Here is a 16,017-nt window from a genome sequence, read left to right as displayed (position 1 = left end):
ATCTGATCATGTCCGATATTAAGTTTCAGGTCCACGATATGGACATCCCCGAAGAGCCCCTCGCCCTGTCTGTCCTGACTGGCTTTCTCGGCAGTGGCAAAACCACCCTGCTCAAACAGCTTCTGCAGCATCCGGCGATGGATGAGACAGCTGTTATTGTAAACGAGTTTGGCGAAATTGGTCTGGATCATCTGCTGGTCGAAAGCTCGCAGGAAGACATCGTGCTGATGAACAGTGGCTGCCTCTGTTGTACTGTGCGTGGGGATCTGGTTGAAACCATCCGCAAGCTCTATAAAAAGCGCCTTATGAAGGAAGTTCCTGCTTTCAAGCGGCTTGTCATTGAAACAACAGGTCTGGCAGATCCAGCACCAATCCTTCAGACATTGATGACGGATCCTTTTCTGAGTGAACGTTTCCGGCTGGATGGTGTTATCACCACGGTTGATGCCCTCAATGGCAACAGCACACTGGACAATCATCCGGAATCCGTAAAGCAGGTTGCCGTTGCAGATCGCCTTCTCGTGACCAAAACCGATATGGCTGCAGAGAGAAAAGATAGCGACTTGCTCCAGCGGATCAAAGCGCTGAACCCGACCGCAGCAATTCAGCAGGTCAGCTTTGGCAAGATTAACCCAGCCGACCTGTTTAATGCCGGACTATATAATCCTGAAACCAAATCTCTTGATGTGCAGAAATGGTTAAAAGCCGAAGCCTTCGAAGAAACGTCTCACGGGCATCATCATGATCATGACGATGATCACCACGGTCATGGACACGCTCATCATCACGATGTTAACCGTCATGACGACAAGGTCCATGCCTTCTGCCTGACCCACGACAAGCCAATTGACTGGGATCAGATGAATTCCTGGATTGATATGCTGATTACGCTCTATGGCAATAATATTCTGCGAATAAAGGGAATTTTGAACGTTGAAGGCGATAAGAACCCCATCGTCATTCACGGAGTCCAGCATGTCTTTCATCCCCCTGTCATGCTCGAAAGCTGGCCGGATGAAGACCGTCGCTCCAAACTGGTCTTCATTGTCCGCGATCTGAAACGGGACATGTTTGACGAGACCTTCCGCGCTTTTATCGAAGAAAGCACAGATTTACACTGAGAATTATAGCAAAGAAATTTCAGCCAGAGATCTGCTACTTTGCCCTGGGGATGTTCGTGTTAATTCGAACTCCCCAGACCCGGAACTGGCGGAGCATTTCCAGTGCCGCCCTGTGAGCACCATTTAACAAACTCCTCGGCTGGCATGGGACGGGCGAAGTAAAAACCCTGAGCTTCTTCACAGCCCCGTTCTTTCAGGAACAGCATATGAGCTTTTTCCTCGACCCCCTCGGCAAGAACCCGCGTTCCCATCGCATGAGCCATGGATATAATCGCAGCGGTAATCGCGGCATCATCCGGGTTCTGATCCAGCTTCATGACAAAAGACTTGTCAATTTTCAGCTTATCTACCGGAAACCGCTTAAGATAGGACAGCGAGGAATAGCCCATGCCAAAATCGTCAATCGCCAGGTTCACTCCCAGATCATCCAGACGGTTAAGGATACGATCAGCTTCCTTAAAGTCCGCCATAATGGCAGTTTCGGTAATTTCCAGCTCAAGACATTCCGGGCGCACCTGGGTAAACTCAAGAACTTCACTGACCTTGTTGACAAAATCTGCCTGACGGAAAGAAACAGCAGACAGATTCACTGCAACTCTTATTCCTGGAATGATACTTTGCCACTCCTTCGCCTGTGTACAGGCCGTCGTCATCACCCAGTCCGTGATAGGGTCAATTAAACCCGTCTTCTCGGCAATGGGAATAAAACGATCAGGGCTGACCATTCCTTCGCTGCTGTGCCAGCGGATCAACGCTTCGGCTCCAACCAGATTTCCAGTCTTCAAGTCAATCTGTGGCTGATAATACAGCTCAAACTCATTCCGGACCAATGCTGCGCGCAACAGATGTTCGATCCTGCTGCTTTCCTCTGCATTCTGCTTGAGCGAGTTATTGAAAAACGAATAGGTTGCCCGACCCTTGTTTTTGGCGTGATAAAGCGCCATCTCGGCACAACCAAGTAAAGAAGCAGCCTTGTCCCCGTGTACCGGAAAGAGTGAAATACCGATACTGCAGCCGGAATAGACTTCCTGATCATTCAAAACGAATGCCCTGCTCATTTTACGAAGGATTTTCTGGGCGAACAGTTCAGGCTCCTGATCATCGTCATAAGGGATCATCAGGGCAAATTCATCGCCGCCCAACCGGGCCATATAACCATCACCGGTTATTCTCTTACTAAGGATTCTGGCTACATTCCGCAAAAGCTGGTCACCGGTTTCGTGCCCGAAAATATCATTCAAATCCTTGAAGTGGTCCAGGTCGAGAACAAAGACAGCCCATTTATCCTCTTCCCCGCAGCGCTTAGTTTCCGCATCCATATGCCGTACGAACTGTGTACGGTTTCCAAGCCCGGTCAATCCGTCGTGCAAAATCATATGCTCAACAGTTTCCTCGGCTTTGATCCGTGCATGAATTTCCTGACTAAGCTCCTGGGTCTGTTCCTCGACTTTTCGTTTGAGGACCCCCTGAATGCGCAACAGTTCTTCCTGCCGTAACAACAGCTCGGTGATGTCCCGGGCTTCCAGAAGGAAACCATCCCGACAGCCGTGGCGAAACCGTGAGACCTTCATCTCCACGCGCAGTTCAGTTCCGTGCAAACCTATGAGTTTCAGAGGAAGTGGCTCAACTTCTTCAGCAAGAACATCCAGCTCGTTTTTAAAGATTGATTTATAATCAGGATGGACAAGCTGGGCGAACCTCAATCCCAAGATTTCATCTTCTTGTTCTGCTTCAAGCAGTTTCAAGCCCGTCGGGTTGATATAGCTGATCCCTTCCGGATCACAAATACACAGTAGGGAAAGGGAAACGTCATTAAGTACCCGCCGGGAAAGGGCATTTCCCATCTGAACTGTCGCGTCCAGCTCTATCGATGAGAAATCCTTGCCATAAAGGATAACCACATCCTTGCCAACTTCCAGCGAACAGTCGGCATGGAACATAATTTCATGAAACATGCCATCGTTGCTTTTGATTTTTAAGGGAAATCGCGTTGTCCCTTTTTTCAGGAGCTCTTGCCATATTTCGGCAAAAACATCGCGATACTGCTCGTGAACCAGCTCAACCAGAGGGCCGTTAACAATCTCGGAATCAGCCTCCGCCTTAAGCAAGACAAGACCCGCTTTATTGCAAAAGGTGATGTTCCCCTCCCGGACAAGCATCGCAAAATCAGGGAGAGTATCCAGTATATGTCGTATGTTCGTGTTCAATTTATCCCCGAGACCAGATCTAGGGCAAATCCTGGGGATAGCCATCCATAAGGTCGACTCATTTCAAATCCTAAAGTTCTGCAGCACTATTCTTTGAGCGGGTTTTCTTGCACGCCTTCTCCTAACCTAACAAAATGACGGTTACTGGAGTGTAAACACCTGGCTGGATTCATCTCTTTTATCGAAACAATTTTATATTTATTGCTATTCTTCGCTCGAACGGCGCTTTTTGAGAAAATGAAGCAAAATATTAATTGCGACAATCGGCAGAACCACCCCTGCCCCCAGCAGAATATAGCGCCCGCCCCAATCCAGAAACTCAATGATATAATCGACCACTTCCTTGAAATTACCGGTAACCCATTTCACCAGGCCCAGCGCATCGGTATTGAAAGCGGCTAAAATCACGCCAACGACAAAACAAAGAAGAATAACCTGAACGATACGACCAACCATTATCTTTGAATGCCCGCAATAGATGCGGCCCCTTTGTGATGAGACGAGATTACATTTTTGTAGATTCGTCTGAAGAAGGGAGCAAGTTAAAAGGAAAGAGATCGAAAATCACTGAGACAGCGGCTGGCGATAACAAGTGTCTAACTTAAAAATGAAATTTTCTTCTACGCAAGAAATCTAAGCGTAATAAATCAGCTGCTTAGCTTTGGAGCGGGTGAGGAGAATCGAACTCCCGTATTTAGCTTGGGAAGCTAATGTTCTACCATTGAACTACACCCGCGATCGCCGCAGCGCGATGATGAATCGCCTTTGATTCTTCTAGCTCCCGGAACAAAACTGCGCAAGCCTTCTTTTAATTCCTCTCTGCCGACCTCACAAAAACAGACAATTTCGGTAAAACCCTCGTGATGATAGAGGCTTAAGGCTGACAGCTCTCAGGTCACCCTGTAGGCTGTCTCCATTGAGACTATCAGATAGTCCCGGGAGAAGCAGGATTGTTGTTCCCATGCAGCAGCAGGTTTAAAAGAGGAATGAACGTGATCAGAAGAAAACTGGGTTTTATCGCGCTGGCAGCAGGCTTGTTCTGGGGTGGAGCAATATCGATTTCCCTGGCTGAAGAACCGGACTGGCAAGAGATTACGGCAAAGGCCGAAGGCCAAACCCTCTACTGGAATGCCTGGGGCGGAAGTGAAAAGATCAATGACTATATAGCCTGGGTAGGACAGCAGCTGGATCAGCAATATTCCATTCGTTTGACGCACGTCAAGGTCACAGATACGGCCGATGTTGTCAGCCGTGTCCTTGCCGAAAAAACTGCCGGGAAAGACCAGAATGGCAGTGTTGATTTGGTCTGGATCAATGGTGAAAATTTTGCTTCGATGAAACAACACCATTTACTCTTTGGTCCTTTCACCACAAGCCTGCCCAACTACCGCTATGTTGATACTGAAGGCAAAGCGACCACGACCGTTGACTTCACCATTCCAGTTGAAGGGTTCGAGGCCCCCTGGGGTATGGCAAAATTCAATTTTATCTACGATTCTGCCCGCATCAGCCAAGCTCCCAGTTCTTTACAGGAATTATCTGAATGGAGCGAAAACCACCCCGGACGTTTTACCTATCCCGCCCCCCCGGACTACCTTGGCTCTACTTTCCTGAAGCAGGCCCTGATTGATATTACCAGCGAAAATAATGCCTTGCGCTCTCCTCTGGCCAGCCAGACTCAGTTTGACGAGACAACAAAACCTCTCTGGCAATTTCTTGATCAGCTTCATCCCACACTCTGGCGCAGCGGCAAACAGTTCCCGGTCAGCAGCTCTGCCCAACAGCAGCTTCTGGATGACGGCGAGGTCGATATTCACCTCTCTTTCAACCCGGGTGCGGCATCAGCTCTGATCGAAAGTGGTGAGCTCCCAGCGACTGTCCGCACCTTTACCTTCAAGGACGGGACCATTGGCAACACTCATTTTGTCGCAATCCCCTATAACTCGTCCCACAGGGAAGCTGCCATGGTTGCCGCAAACTTTCTGATGAGCCCTGAAGCCCAGGCCCGAAAACAGGATCCTCGCTACTGGGGGGACGATACCGTTCTGGCAATAGATAAACTCTCCGCAGAGGACCGCAGCATATTTGAAGCAATAGAACTGGGCATCGCAACTCTCGCTCCACAGGACCTCGGACCAACCCTGCTTGAGCCTCATCCGACCTGGATGGAGAAAATTGAGCGGGAATGGCTGAAGCGCTACGGCCAGTAGTTTTTTTGCTATCCTCAAGACAAAACATGGCCAGACTCTCTATCATCACTGACTGCCTAAGCCTGAAATACGTCCCGGCATTCACCCTTCTGGTTTTCCTTGGCCCGCTGGCTGCAGGATTAATCGGCACAATTCTGCCTGCCTTCGGGTACTTTCCAGCCTTGGGCTCAAAAGATTTTTCTCTCCTGAGCTGGGAACACCTGATAGAGCATCCGGCCTTGCCCGAAGCCCTGTACCTTACACTCCTGAGCGGTTTTATCGCGACGGCTCTCTCCCTCGGTCTCGCCATTGCCTTTACTGCCGCCTGGCAAGGCAGCCCCAGCTTTAACCGGGTTCGAAAACTGCTGGCACCCATTCTGGCAATCCCCCACTCCGCCTTGGCCATCGGTTTTGCCTTTCTTCTTGCTCCCAGCGGGTGGCTCGCGCGTCTTTTCTCTCCCGGGTTGACGGGATGGGATACCCCGCCAGATATCGCCATCATTCATGACCCTTTTGCTGTCTCCCTGATCCTCGGGCTTGTGATCAAGGAAACCCCCTATCTGCTTCTGATGATTATCGCGGCGTCTGATCAGGGACAGGCAAGACAACGACTTGTTCTGGCACAGACTCTGGGGTACAGCCCTGTTGCAGCATGGATCAAGGCTGTTCTCCCCCTGATCTACCGTCAGATCCGTCTGCCGATTTATGCCGTTCTCGCCTTCTCCCTCTCTGTTGTCGACGTCGCGCTTATTCTCGGCCCGACAACACCACCAACCCTGCCGGTCCTTATCCTGCGATGGTTCAATGACCCTGATCTGAGTTACCGCGCACTCGCCTCAACCGCGGCGGCCTTTCAACTTGTCATTGTCATTCTGTCAATACTTGCCTGGTATCTTCTTGAACAGTTGGTGGCGCAAATCCTTTGTGGCTGGCTCAGTAATGGGCAGAGATCATTTGCCGAGCAAACCATCCGTTTTTTCTCCCGCTCATTTTTCCAGCTTCTCGGCAGTATTTTTTGCGGTTCTCTGCTGGTCATCGTCCTCTGGTCCTTTACCCGAAGATGGCGCTATCCCGATGCCTTGCCTTCCGAATGGAGCATCCAGAGCTGGCACAGCAATCTCGACACGCTCTTGTTGAGCGGCTGCACAACATTGATCACCGGGATTATCAGTGCCCTGATTGCCATCACTCTGAGCGTTGCCTGTCTCGAGAATGAAAAACGGCGGGGCAAAACAGCTGGATCAGGTGCCCTCTGGCTGTTGTATCTTCCTCTGATGGTTCCACAGGTTTCCTTTCTTTTCGGCACCCAAGTGATTGCCATAAAACTTGGTATAGATGGAAGTTGGCTGGCCCTGATCTGGAGCCATCTGCTCTTTGTACTGCCCTACGTGTTTCTTTCGCTGGCTGATCCCTATCGCTATCAGGATGAACGTTTTGTCAATATTGCCCACTGCCTTGGTGCCAGCCCTTGGCGCGCTTTCTGGAAGATACGACTGCCCCTGCTTTTACGCCCCTTGCTTTTTGCTCTGGCTATTGGCTTTGCCGTCTCGGTCGCACAGTATCTCCCGACGCTCTTTGCAGGTGGCGGGCGCTTTATGACCTTAACCACAGAGGCCGTGAACCTGTCAGCCAGCGGTAACCGCCGGATCATTTCGGTTTATGCATTGTTACAAGGCCTGTTCCCGCTCCTGGTCTTCAGTGCAGCCATAGGATTTTCGAACTTTATCTTCCGCCACAGAAGGGCTTTGTCCCAACCATGACGACAAACCAGCGCCCCGGTGCAGTTCAGATACCCGAGCCTCTCATACTCCAAGATCTCACGCTTTCCCTCTGCAGTTCCGGGATCACCAAAACCCTTTTTAAAAAGTTTGATCTCGAAATACAGCCGGGTGAAATCACGACGATCATGGGCCCCAGTGGCTGTGGGAAATCCAGCCTTCTCTCCTTCATCAGCGGGACGCTTGCAAAAGATTTCAACGCGGTCGGACGAGTTTGTCTTGGACAACGCGATATTACCAGCTCCCCGCCAGAACAGCGACACATCGGCATGTTATTCCAGGAAGACCTGCTCTTCCCGCATCTCTCGGTGGGGGAAAACCTCGGCTTTGGTATTCCAGCCGCTGTACGCCAGAAAAACCAGCGGAAAATGTTGATAGAAGAAGCCCTGGAAGAAGCCGGATTATCCGGCTATGCGGATCAGGACCCCGCCACTTTGTCTGGTGGACAGCGGGCGAGGGTTGCCGTGATGCGAACCCTGCTATCTCGACCTTCTGCCTTGTTGCTTGACGAACCCTTCTCCAAACTCGACAGCGCCTTGCGTGAACGTTTCCGAACATTCATATTTGAACACGCCCGGGCTCATAACCTCCCAACCCTGCTGGTCACACATGATCCTGAAGATGCGCGTTCTGCCGAAGGCCTCATCCTGAATATGCCATTTAAATGATCACCAGCATATGCCCCCCAGGCACAGATCTTTGTTCTGGTCAGTATCCAAATTGTTTTGTACTCAGTGTTTTCAGATGAGAAATAATTTCAAGAAAATGCCCGGATCGGGGAATTTTCAATAAATATCGTCGTGTTAGAGTGAAAACCGCAGTTTTTTTTACTGCAGTATGCCATCTTGATTTTGCCCCAACGGCAAATTCAGGATAAAAGCTGTCACGATTTATGACAGCCCCGGAGCCAGTGCCCATGTATAGCCAGACCACCAGGTCTATAACGGTGACAGTAAAACCGACTTTTCTCGAGGATCAGTCGTCTCCCGCTGACGACCATTATGTATGGGCCTATCAGGTCCAGATAGAAAACAAGGGTGATGACGCCGTCACACTGAGAAACCGTTACTGGTGTATTACAGACTCCATGGGCAGGGTACAGGAAGTCCGCGGCGCAGGTGTTGTTGGTGAACAACCTTGCCTCAAACCCGGCGAAAGTTTTGAGTATACCAGTGGCACCCCTTTACCGACGCCTTCAGGTATCATGTCAGGCAGTTACGAGATGGAAGGCCCGAATGGTGAACTTTTCGACGTCATCGTCCCGGCCTTTTCACTGGACAGTCCACACGAAGTGGCGCGCCCGAACTAGCACAACACTTCCAGCAGGAAGATAAAAGGAAAGAGCCCGTGAGCAACACCGAAAACACAGTCATCCGTCCGACACGAGAAGAAGCGCTGTCGGCCGTGGAAACCTTGCTTCGCTGGGCGGGAGATAATCCCAGCCGCGAAGGTCTCCTGGGCACGCCTGACCGTGTTGTCCGCAGTTATCAGGAATTTTTCGCCGGTTACGATGTTGACCCCAACGAACTTCTTGAAAGAACCTTCGAAGAAGTTGAAGGCTACGACGAGATCGTGCTCCTGCGCGATATCCGCTTTGAATCCCATTGCGAGCACCACATGGCGCCGATTATCGGCAAGGCCCATGTCGCCTATCTGCCCAACAACCGCGTGGTTGGCATCAGCAAACTCGCAAGAGTTGTCGAGGCCTATGCCAAACGTTTGCAGATTCAGGAAAAGATGACCGCCCAGATCGCCAACGCCATCAATGACGTCCTGCAGCCCAAAGGAGTTGCTGTCGTGATTGAGGCCGCACACCAGTGCATGACCACTCGCGGGGTCCACAAATCTGGCGTGACAATGGTAACCAGCCGGATGCTCGGCTTGTTCAGGACCAACCCTTCAACCAGGCGAGAGTTCCTTTCCCTGATCGGAAATCCTTCCTCCTCGGCCTCCTGAGTACAGCACTTTTCAAGGCCCCCGTTCCCTGCATTCGGGACCGGGGGCTTTTGCATACCAAACTTGTTTTTTTTCTGCTAACCTCTGCTGCTGTAAAGAGACAGATCAGTTGCTCCGGCCAGAACTGGACTTTGGCATGTCACCCTTTATTGTCCCCGACGCATCACCGTTCCATTGTTTGGTGCACTCAGTCCTATTAATGAAAAGGCCCTGTGGATGATCCAGTTTCGTCCCGTCGTCTTCGTAACCGGAATTCTGCTCTCGATCATGGCCATTGCCATGATTATTCCGGCCGTGGTTGATGCCGCTGCCGGTCACCCGGACTGGCGCGTATTTGCAACATCTTCCGCCCTGAGCCTCTCTATCGGCATTGCCATGGTTCTCGCAACCAATGCCTCCTGGCATCGTTTTTCGTTGCGGGAAGCTTTTGTCATCACCAATGTTGCCTGGCTGACCATTGCCGTTGCCGGGGCCATTCCTCTCGCTTTTTCAGAGCTGGAACTCAGTATCACTGATGCATTTTTTGAATCCATGTCCGGCATCACCACAACTGGCTCAACCATTATCGTCGGGTTGGACAGCTCCCCACCGGGCATTCTTCTCTGGCGCGGCATCCTGCAGTGGCTGGGCGGTATCGGCATTATCGTCATGGCCGTTGCCATCCTTCCCATGCTGCAGGTCGGGGGCATGCAGATGTTCCGGGTTGAAGCCTTTGAAGCCGACAAGGTTTTGCCCAAGGCCGCCCAGATTGCTGCTGCCATTTCTATTTTCTATGTCTTCATCACCATCGCCGCTGCGGTTATCCTCTCCCTGCTCGGAATGTCCGGATTTGATGCCGTTGTGCATGCAATGACCTCAATAGCGACAGGTGGTTTCTCCAATTACGATTCTTCAATTGCCCACTTCAAAAATCCGATGATCCACTGGGCCATTTGTCTTTTCATGGTTCTTGGCAGCATTCCCTTTATCCTCTATCTCCGGGTCATCCGGGGCGACCTGACCAGCCTGCTTCAGGATAGCCAGGTCAAAACCTTTCTCATTATTCTCGCTGTCTCGATCCTGACGGTCGCTCTCTGGCTTTGGTACATCGACGAGATGAGCCTGGGGACATCCCTGCGTCTGTCAGCATTCAATGTGATTTCTGTTATGACAGGGACAGGCTACAGCTCGGCTGATTATGGCCAATGGGGTGGTTTTGCCCTCGCCTTGATGTTCATTTTGATGTTTGTCGGCGGTTGTGCTGGATCGACCACATGCGGCATCAAAATATTCCGTCTCCAGGTGCTCTACGCCACAACCCAGGCACAGCTTAACCGTCTTATTCAACCGAACGGGATTTTCTTTCCCAACTACAACAACAACCCCATTCCAGAGAGTGTTTCCAACTCTGTGATGAGCTTCTTTTTCCTTTTTGCCGTCAGTTTTGTATTTCTTGCCGTAGGGTTGGGCGCTTTCGGGCTTGATTTTATTACCGCGGTTTCCGGCGCGGCCACCGCTATCGCCAACGTTGGCCCCGGGTTAGGGGATGTCATCGGCCCCGTTGGCAACTTCAAGACCCTGCCCGATGGCGCAAAGTGGCTCATGGCTGCCGGGATGCTGCTCGGGCGCCTGGAACTCTTCACCATTCTTGTCATGGTCCTGCCCCGCTTCTGGCGCGGCTGATTTATCGCAACAAAAAAGCAGGTCCGTTTCAAGACCTGCTTTTTTGTTGGCTTATCGCGAAGAGCTCATTGCACGAAAATATCTCCGGGCTACATCACAAAACTGCTCAGATGTTTGGCAATTCCCTGTTGAAGCTGACGGTCGATTTCAATCATCAGATCCTCTGTAATCTTGAACCAGACTTTTTCACGCTCGCGTAACGTAAGATTTTCAGGCACGGTTTTGCTCCGCTCAGCGCGGGCAAACACCTGGGCATCTTTATATCCCCGGCCATCGCGCACCTGCATTTCAATCTCGATCACACCGTCATAGCGTTCGGACTGATCATAGGTAACCAGACCCGTGATCCCGGTCTGACGCTCCAGCTTGGTTTCCGTGACGGAAGCGTTCTTGATGATAAAGTTCAGCACCCCGTCATTGCCCATTGCCTGCAGCCGATCCTGGGCCCAGCGCTCGGCAACCTCAGCAGGAGTCTTGTTAAAGAGATGTTCAACATTCGGGCTTTGTCCAGGGCTGACGTAAGCCTGCTCGATCACAATCTCGCTGACCAACAACTGATAGGAAGGAAGATGCGAATAGGTTAGTTCCGCTTGTTTGCCTGAAGAAGGTGCCGTTTGACACCCTGCCAATAAAGCACCTGAAAGGGAAACGCCCCCGAGCACAAAATTTCTTCTGCTAAGTTCCATGATCTGATCTACCTCTTCTATGAGCGCCCTCTCCGGGTTGTCTTCCTAACCAATCAAAGAAGATACAAGCAGGGACCGGGTCTAATGACGACTAGGGGAATACCCAGAAATTATGGCACAAAGAAGACCTCTCAGGTCTCCGTCTCTGCTCCAGAATTAAGTCGGGCAAGATCCGCATCATCGAAATCATAACTGCGGCTGCAGAATTCGCAGGAGGCAACAATCTTGCCCTCAACCTTGTAGGTTTCGATCTCTTCCAGAGGAATGGTCTTGATGACTGTTTCCAGCTTTTCCCGGGAACAGCGGCACCCTTCCAGGATGGCTTTCTGATCAAAAACCCTGACCTCTTCCTCGTGAAACAATCGATAAAGCAGATCTGTCACGGGCAGATCAAGGTCGAGGAGTTCGCCTGCAGTACAGCTGGCCATCAGAACCATGGAACGCTGCCAGTCTTCCCTCAAAGTCTCCTCGTCCTGGTCTTTTTTCCCCTGCACGCCCCCCTCTCCGGGCATGTACTGGAGGATCATGCCGCCACTACGCCAGATCCCCTCCTTATTTTCTGTTTTGACCAGTACGCCTGTTTTGATTTGATCAGACTGTTTGAAATAGCCCTGGATACATTCGGACAGAGTAGCTCCTTCGAGCTCGACAATGCCCTGATAGCGTTCCATGTGTTCTCCCTGATCAACGGTGAAGGCCAGATACCCCTTTCCGGTCAGATCTTTGAGGGTCAGGGTGGCTGGGTCCTCTGTCCGTTCAAGCAACTGTGCAAGCGTTTCCTCGTTGATCCCGGCATAGCCACGCAGCACACCTTCCGAAGTCATGTCGCTGACCAGCATTTTCACTGGGCCGTCACTTTTGCTTTGAAGGGTAAAGCATCCGTCAAATTTCATCAGCGAAGAAAGCACCGCTGTCAGGGTCAGCACTTCAGCCAGCAGTTCGTTAACCACCGGCGGATAGTCATGACGCGCCAGAATCGTGCTGATTGCTGGCCCGGTCCGAACCAGGCGACCTCGAATGCCGGTTGCCTCTAACAAAAATGGCTGGATCAGATCATCTCTCATGCTGGTCCCGACAGTGTTACTCATACAACATTACTCCAGCTTTTTACTTGCTCATACACCAGTACATAATGCCCTTTTGGGCATGCAGTCTGTTACCGGCTTCATCAAAAACAACCGACTGGGGGCCATCAATGACCTCTTCAGTCACCTCTTCGCCACGGTGGGCAGGCAGGCAGTGCATAAAGAGAGCATCCGGCTTGGCCAGTCCCATCACGCGCTGATCCACCTGATAAGGCTTCAGAAGATTGTGGCGATTGGCAGCATCGGTGTCCCCCATAGAGACCCAGGTATCTGTTACGATGCAGTCGCTATCTGCCGCCGCTTCTTCAACCGACCGGGTAACGGTAATTTTGCCACCTTCTGCTTTGGCCCAGTCAAGCACAGCCTGGTTTGGGGGCAGCTCGGCCGGGGTCGCCAGCTTCAGGTGAAAACCAAAACGCACTGCCGCATGGATCCAGGAGGTGCCAACATTGTTGCCATCGCCGCACCAGGTCACCGTCTTCCCGGCAATAGACCCGCGGTGCTCTTCATAGGTCATGATATCCGCCATCAGCTGACAGGGATGCGACTCATCCGTAAGGCCATTGATCACCGGAACGCTGGCATATTCAGCCAGTTCATGCAGGATACTTTCAGAAGAGGTCCGAATCATGATTGCATCGACAAAACGGGAAAGGACCCGAGCTGTATCTGCGATACTTTCCCCCTGTTCCATCTGGGTGCTGCTGGAATCAAGCAATACCGCATCGCCGCCCAGTTGAGAAATACCAACCTCGAATGACACCCTTGTCCGTGTCGAAGGTTTCTCGAAAATCATTGCCAGGGACTTGCCTTCCAGTGGCCGACCTGGAATTTCTCCTGATTTCAGCTTTGTTCCATAATCAAGAATCTCGCGCAGCTGCCGGGTATCAAACCGGTTCAGATCAAGAAAGTGTTTTACATCAGTCATTTTATTTACCTCGGGGTATCCGGCGACCTTCAGGCTGCCTGCGCCAGTTTCTGGCTCACATCTTCAAGAATGGCGATTGCCTCGTCAACATGCGCCCGCTCTATGGTCAGTGGCGGCAACAGACGGATAACGTTGTCTGCGGCACCGACAGAAAGCAGGCCTCCGGCGCGCATTGCCGCAATCACATCAGAGTTGAGGACCTTGCACTTCAGGCCAAGCATCAGTCCGGAGCCACGTACTTCCTCAAAAATATCAGGATAGCGGGCAACAAGCCCATCAAACTGTTCGCGGGCATAGTCCGAAATTTCCAGAACGCCATCCAGAAATCCTTCCTCAAGCAAAACATCAAGCACCGCGTTGCCAATAGCCATCGCCAGAGGATTACCGCCATAGGTACTGCCATGTGTTCCCGGCTTCATCCCGGCCGCCGCCTTGTCAGTCGCCATGAACGCCCCGAGAGGAAAGCCCCCGCCAATACCCTTGGCCGTCGCCAGAACATCAGGTGTTATACCAGCCCATTCATGGGCAAAAAATTTGCCGGTACGGCCATTACCACACTGCACTTCGTCAAGAATCAGCAGCAGACCAAATTCATCACAAACCGTCCGAAGGCCTTTGAGGAAATCCATTGAAGCGGCACGAATACCGCCTTCCCCCTGAATAGGTTCTACCAGTATCGCGGCGGTTTCTTCCGTGATGGCGGCCCTAAGTTCGTTCAGGTTTCCGAAAGCCACATGGTCAAATCCGGGTGTCTGTGGACCAAATCCCTCCAGATGTTTTGCGTTACCAGCTGCAGACAGGGCCGTCATGGTCCGGCCATGAAAAGCACTGTCACAGGTAATAATCCGGTATTTTTGCGGCTGTCCATGATGGCTATGATATTTTCTTGCCAGCTTGATCGCGCCTTCAAGCGCTTCGGTCCCGGAGTTGGTAAAGAAAACCTTGTCCGCAAAGCTATGCTCTACAAGTCGCTCTGCAAGTTTCTCCCCCCCGGAAATCCGGTAGAGGTTCGAGGTATGCCAGAGCTTGCGCCCTTGCTCTTCCAACGCGGCCACCAGCCGGGGATGACTGTGCCCCAGAGAGTTGACGGCAATACCACCTGCAAAATCGAGATATCGTCGGTTCTCAGCAGTATAGAGATAAGGTCCTTCTCCCCGCTCGAAGGCGAGGTCGATACGTGCATAGGTCGGCATTACTGCGTCACTCATTGGGATCTCTCTTGATATCTGCTGAAAAACAAAACCCGGGGCGACAATTCTGCCACCCCGGAGCAAGGTATTAACCCAAGATCGTCTGGACCTGTCAATAAGGAGAAAGCTGATTTTCTGCCTTTTCAGCAGGAAAATTCACTTAACAGGCGCAATCCTGTATCCCTGTGCCTGCAAAAGGCTGAGAAGTCCTTCATTCCCCGGCAGGTGCAGCGCATCCACAGCCACAAAAGCATTTCCCTTGTTCAACAGGCCCCGCATCCGTTCCACCATGCTGTAATTCCGCGATGTTATAAGGCGATGGATATAGGCATCAGCCTGTTCGGGCGGTAGAACCGCCAGGCTCTGTCGCTTGCGCGCATAAAGGCCCGCAACATTTTGCGACAGGTATTCACCGACCAGGCTTTCAAAATTGTTTTCAACTTCCTGTATCGTCTCGGGCAGACTTGTCAGCAGCAGGATCTGTTCCTGCTCTCCTTCACCCTGTAAAGCCAGAAGCTGTTCCTGAATCGTTTCCAGGGCAATAATCTCTATTTCCTGTTTTCTCGCCAGATCCTGAAGTGATTGATCAAGCGTCCTGATCCCCAGCGAGATCCTGGATGCTTCTGAAGGAGGGAAGGAAAACATAACGCCAGCAGCCCAGGGACGAAGGACGTTCATCTGACGTGCCAGAAAACCGTATTCATACCCCAGAACCTTGATCTTCTCAAAAGTCTCCGGAGAGACAAGCTGATCCAGCCGCCGCCCGTCATCATAAATCATGGTTTCAAACAGGCGTTGCTGAATGGCGTCATCATCTTCGACTTCAATGACCAGGCTTTTCGCAGTCAAAAGCTTTCGATGGGCCAAAGCACTGGAATCAACGACGCGACGCTCGCTGCTGTGCAAGGTTCCGTAGATTATACTTGGTTCAACGCCTTCCTTGCTCACCTGCCACATCACACCCTGCCCGAACGGCATCTCCTGCGCCTGGGCCAGCTGTGTAAGGGCCAGCAAAGCCGGGAACAGACAGATGAGTACAATCCGATCCCGGACATGCCCCAACGGCCTCAGAGCAAGATGCACAGAAACGGAATGAATAAGAGAACAGTTTTTCAACATGGAGCATCCCTGATGCAAAGGCGACAGGCCTGTGAAGGTAGCAAATCTGTGCAGCATTTACAGGCTATTATCTCAAAGATCCGGTTTTTTGATTTT

The 16,017-nt window shown here is 51.5% G+C and carries 14 protein-coding genes and 1 tRNA gene; 7 read left to right on the top strand and 8 right to left on the bottom strand.

The window, feature by feature from the left end; translation table 11 throughout:
• Positions 1–8: 8 nt before the first annotated feature.
• Complete coding sequence (locus tag B152_RS0114475) at positions 9–1,121, top strand: CobW family GTP-binding protein (RefSeq protein ID WP_020593152.1); 1,113 nt, start codon at positions 9–11, stop codon at positions 1,119–1,121.
• 59 nt (positions 1,122–1,180) lie between these two features.
• Here the strand turns inward: B152_RS0114475 and B152_RS25465 are convergent, their stop codons facing one another.
• From B152_RS25465 to B152_RS0114460, 3 genes are all read right to left on the bottom strand, one after another.
• Positions 1,181–3,328, bottom strand: a complete 2,148-nt coding sequence (locus B152_RS25465; RefSeq protein WP_169337428.1) for a sensor domain-containing protein — start codon at positions 3,326–3,328, stop codon at positions 1,181–1,183.
• A gap of 204 nt (positions 3,329–3,532) precedes the next feature.
• The gene (locus B152_RS0114465) at positions 3,533–3,784 is read right to left on the bottom strand and encodes a hypothetical protein (RefSeq protein ID WP_020593150.1); all 252 of its coding nucleotides are present in this window, start codon (positions 3,782–3,784) and stop codon (positions 3,533–3,535) included.
• 206 nt (positions 3,785–3,990) lie between these two features.
• Positions 3,991–4,064, bottom strand: a tRNA-Gly gene (locus B152_RS0114460).
• Between the two features lie 250 nt (positions 4,065–4,314).
• Between B152_RS0114460 and B152_RS0114455 the strand changes: the two genes are divergently transcribed.
• The 6 genes from B152_RS0114455 (at position 4,315) to B152_RS0114430 (ending at position 10,913) form a co-directional block, all read left to right on the top strand.
• Positions 4,315–5,538 carry an ABC transporter substrate-binding protein gene (locus tag B152_RS0114455; RefSeq protein WP_020593149.1) on the top strand — a complete coding sequence of 408 codons (1,224 nt, stop codon included), beginning with the start codon at positions 4,315–4,317 and terminating at the stop codon, positions 5,536–5,538.
• A 26-nt stretch (positions 5,539–5,564) separates the two neighbouring features.
• On the top strand, positions 5,565–7,277 hold the full coding sequence (locus tag B152_RS0114450) for an ABC transporter permease (RefSeq protein WP_020593148.1): 1,713 nt from the start codon (positions 5,565–5,567) through the stop codon (positions 7,275–7,277).
• On the top strand, positions 7,274–7,963 hold the full coding sequence (locus tag B152_RS0114445) for an ATP-binding cassette domain-containing protein (RefSeq protein WP_020593147.1): 690 nt from the start codon (positions 7,274–7,276) through the stop codon (positions 7,961–7,963). Before B152_RS0114450 ends, B152_RS0114445 begins: the two co-directional genes overlap by 4 nt.
• Before the next feature lie 248 nt (positions 7,964–8,211).
• Positions 8,212–8,604 carry a Co2+/Mg2+ efflux protein ApaG gene (apaG, locus tag B152_RS0114440; protein WP_020593146.1) on the top strand — a complete coding sequence of 131 codons (393 nt, stop codon included), beginning with the start codon at positions 8,212–8,214 and terminating at the stop codon, positions 8,602–8,604.
• 38 nt (positions 8,605–8,642) lie between these two features.
• Complete coding sequence (gene folE / locus B152_RS0114435) at positions 8,643–9,251, top strand: GTP cyclohydrolase I FolE (RefSeq protein WP_020593145.1); 609 nt, start codon at positions 8,643–8,645, stop codon at positions 9,249–9,251.
• 216 nt (positions 9,252–9,467) lie between these two features.
• Positions 9,468–10,913, top strand: coding sequence for a TrkH family potassium uptake protein (locus B152_RS0114430; RefSeq protein WP_020593144.1), 1,446 nt, complete (start codon positions 9,468–9,470; stop codon positions 10,911–10,913).
• An 89-nt stretch (positions 10,914–11,002) separates the two neighbouring features.
• Here B152_RS0114430 and B152_RS0114425 read toward each other — a convergent pair whose 3' ends face one another.
• The 5 genes from B152_RS0114425 to B152_RS0114405 all read right to left on the bottom strand — a co-directional run bounded on the left by B152_RS0114425 (position 11,003) and on the right by B152_RS0114405 (position 15,921).
• Entirely contained in the window at positions 11,003–11,599 is a 597-nt protein-coding gene (locus tag B152_RS0114425; RefSeq protein WP_033406407.1) for a hypothetical protein, read from the bottom strand.
• Between the two features lie 131 nt (positions 11,600–11,730).
• Positions 11,731–12,687 (bottom strand): Hsp33 family molecular chaperone HslO, encoded by a 957-nt coding sequence (gene hslO, locus B152_RS0114420; protein WP_020593142.1) that lies wholly within the window; start codon positions 12,685–12,687, stop codon positions 11,731–11,733.
• A 19-nt stretch (positions 12,688–12,706) separates the two neighbouring features.
• On the bottom strand, positions 12,707–13,612 hold the full coding sequence (gene argF / locus B152_RS0114415; RefSeq protein ID WP_020593141.1) for an ornithine carbamoyltransferase: 906 nt from the start codon (positions 13,610–13,612) through the stop codon (positions 12,707–12,709).
• A 29-nt stretch (positions 13,613–13,641) separates the two neighbouring features.
• Positions 13,642–14,820, bottom strand: coding sequence for an aspartate aminotransferase family protein (locus B152_RS0114410; RefSeq protein ID WP_020593140.1), 1,179 nt, complete (start codon positions 14,818–14,820; stop codon positions 13,642–13,644).
• 138 nt (positions 14,821–14,958) lie between these two features.
• Positions 14,959–15,921: a TraB/GumN family protein gene (locus tag B152_RS0114405; protein ID WP_020593139.1), complete on the bottom strand. Its 963-nt coding sequence runs from the start codon at positions 15,919–15,921 to the stop codon at positions 14,959–14,961.
• Positions 15,922–16,017: the final 96 nt, after the last annotated feature.

The sequence above is a fragment of the Kiloniella laminariae DSM 19542 genome (assembly GCF_000374005.1).
GTDB classification, from domain to species: domain Bacteria; phylum Pseudomonadota; class Alphaproteobacteria; order Kiloniellales; family Kiloniellaceae; genus Kiloniella; species Kiloniella laminariae.
The sequence above is the reverse complement of the archived record's forward strand: the minus strand, read 5'-3'. Positions and strand labels throughout refer to the sequence as shown.

Bases quoted from the DNA above. Each gene is read 5' to 3' on its own strand.
- B152_RS0114475 (WP_020593152.1), top strand. From the start codon at position 9: ATGTCCGATATTAAGTTTCAGGTCCACGATATGGACATCCCCGAAGAG.
- B152_RS0114465 (WP_020593150.1), bottom strand. From the start codon at position 3,784: ATGGTTGGTCGTATCGTTCAGGTTATTCTTCTTTGTTTTGTCGTTGGC.
- B152_RS0114455 (WP_020593149.1), top strand. From the start codon at position 4,315: ATGAACGTGATCAGAAGAAAACTGGGTTTTATCGCGCTGGCAGCAGGC.
- B152_RS0114450 (WP_020593148.1), top strand. From the start codon at position 5,565: ATGGCCAGACTCTCTATCATCACTGACTGCCTAAGCCTGAAATACGTC.
- B152_RS0114445 (WP_020593147.1), top strand. From the start codon at position 7,274: ATGACGACAAACCAGCGCCCCGGTGCAGTTCAGATACCCGAGCCTCTC.
- apaG (WP_020593146.1), top strand. From the start codon at position 8,212: ATGTATAGCCAGACCACCAGGTCTATAACGGTGACAGTAAAACCGACT.
- B152_RS0114430 (WP_020593144.1), top strand. From the start codon at position 9,468: ATGATCCAGTTTCGTCCCGTCGTCTTCGTAACCGGAATTCTGCTCTCG.
- B152_RS0114425 (WP_033406407.1), bottom strand. From the start codon at position 11,599: ATGGAACTTAGCAGAAGAAATTTTGTGCTCGGGGGCGTTTCCCTTTCA.
- hslO (WP_020593142.1), bottom strand. From the start codon at position 12,687: ATGAGTAACACTGTCGGGACCAGCATGAGAGATGATCTGATCCAGCCA.
- argF (WP_020593141.1), bottom strand. From the start codon at position 13,612: ATGACTGATGTAAAACACTTTCTTGATCTGAACCGGTTTGATACCCGG.
- B152_RS0114410 (WP_020593140.1), bottom strand. From the start codon at position 14,820: ATGAGTGACGCAGTAATGCCGACCTATGCACGTATCGACCTCGCCTTC.
- B152_RS0114405 (WP_020593139.1), bottom strand. From the start codon at position 15,921: ATGTTGAAAAACTGTTCTCTTATTCATTCCGTTTCTGTGCATCTTGCT.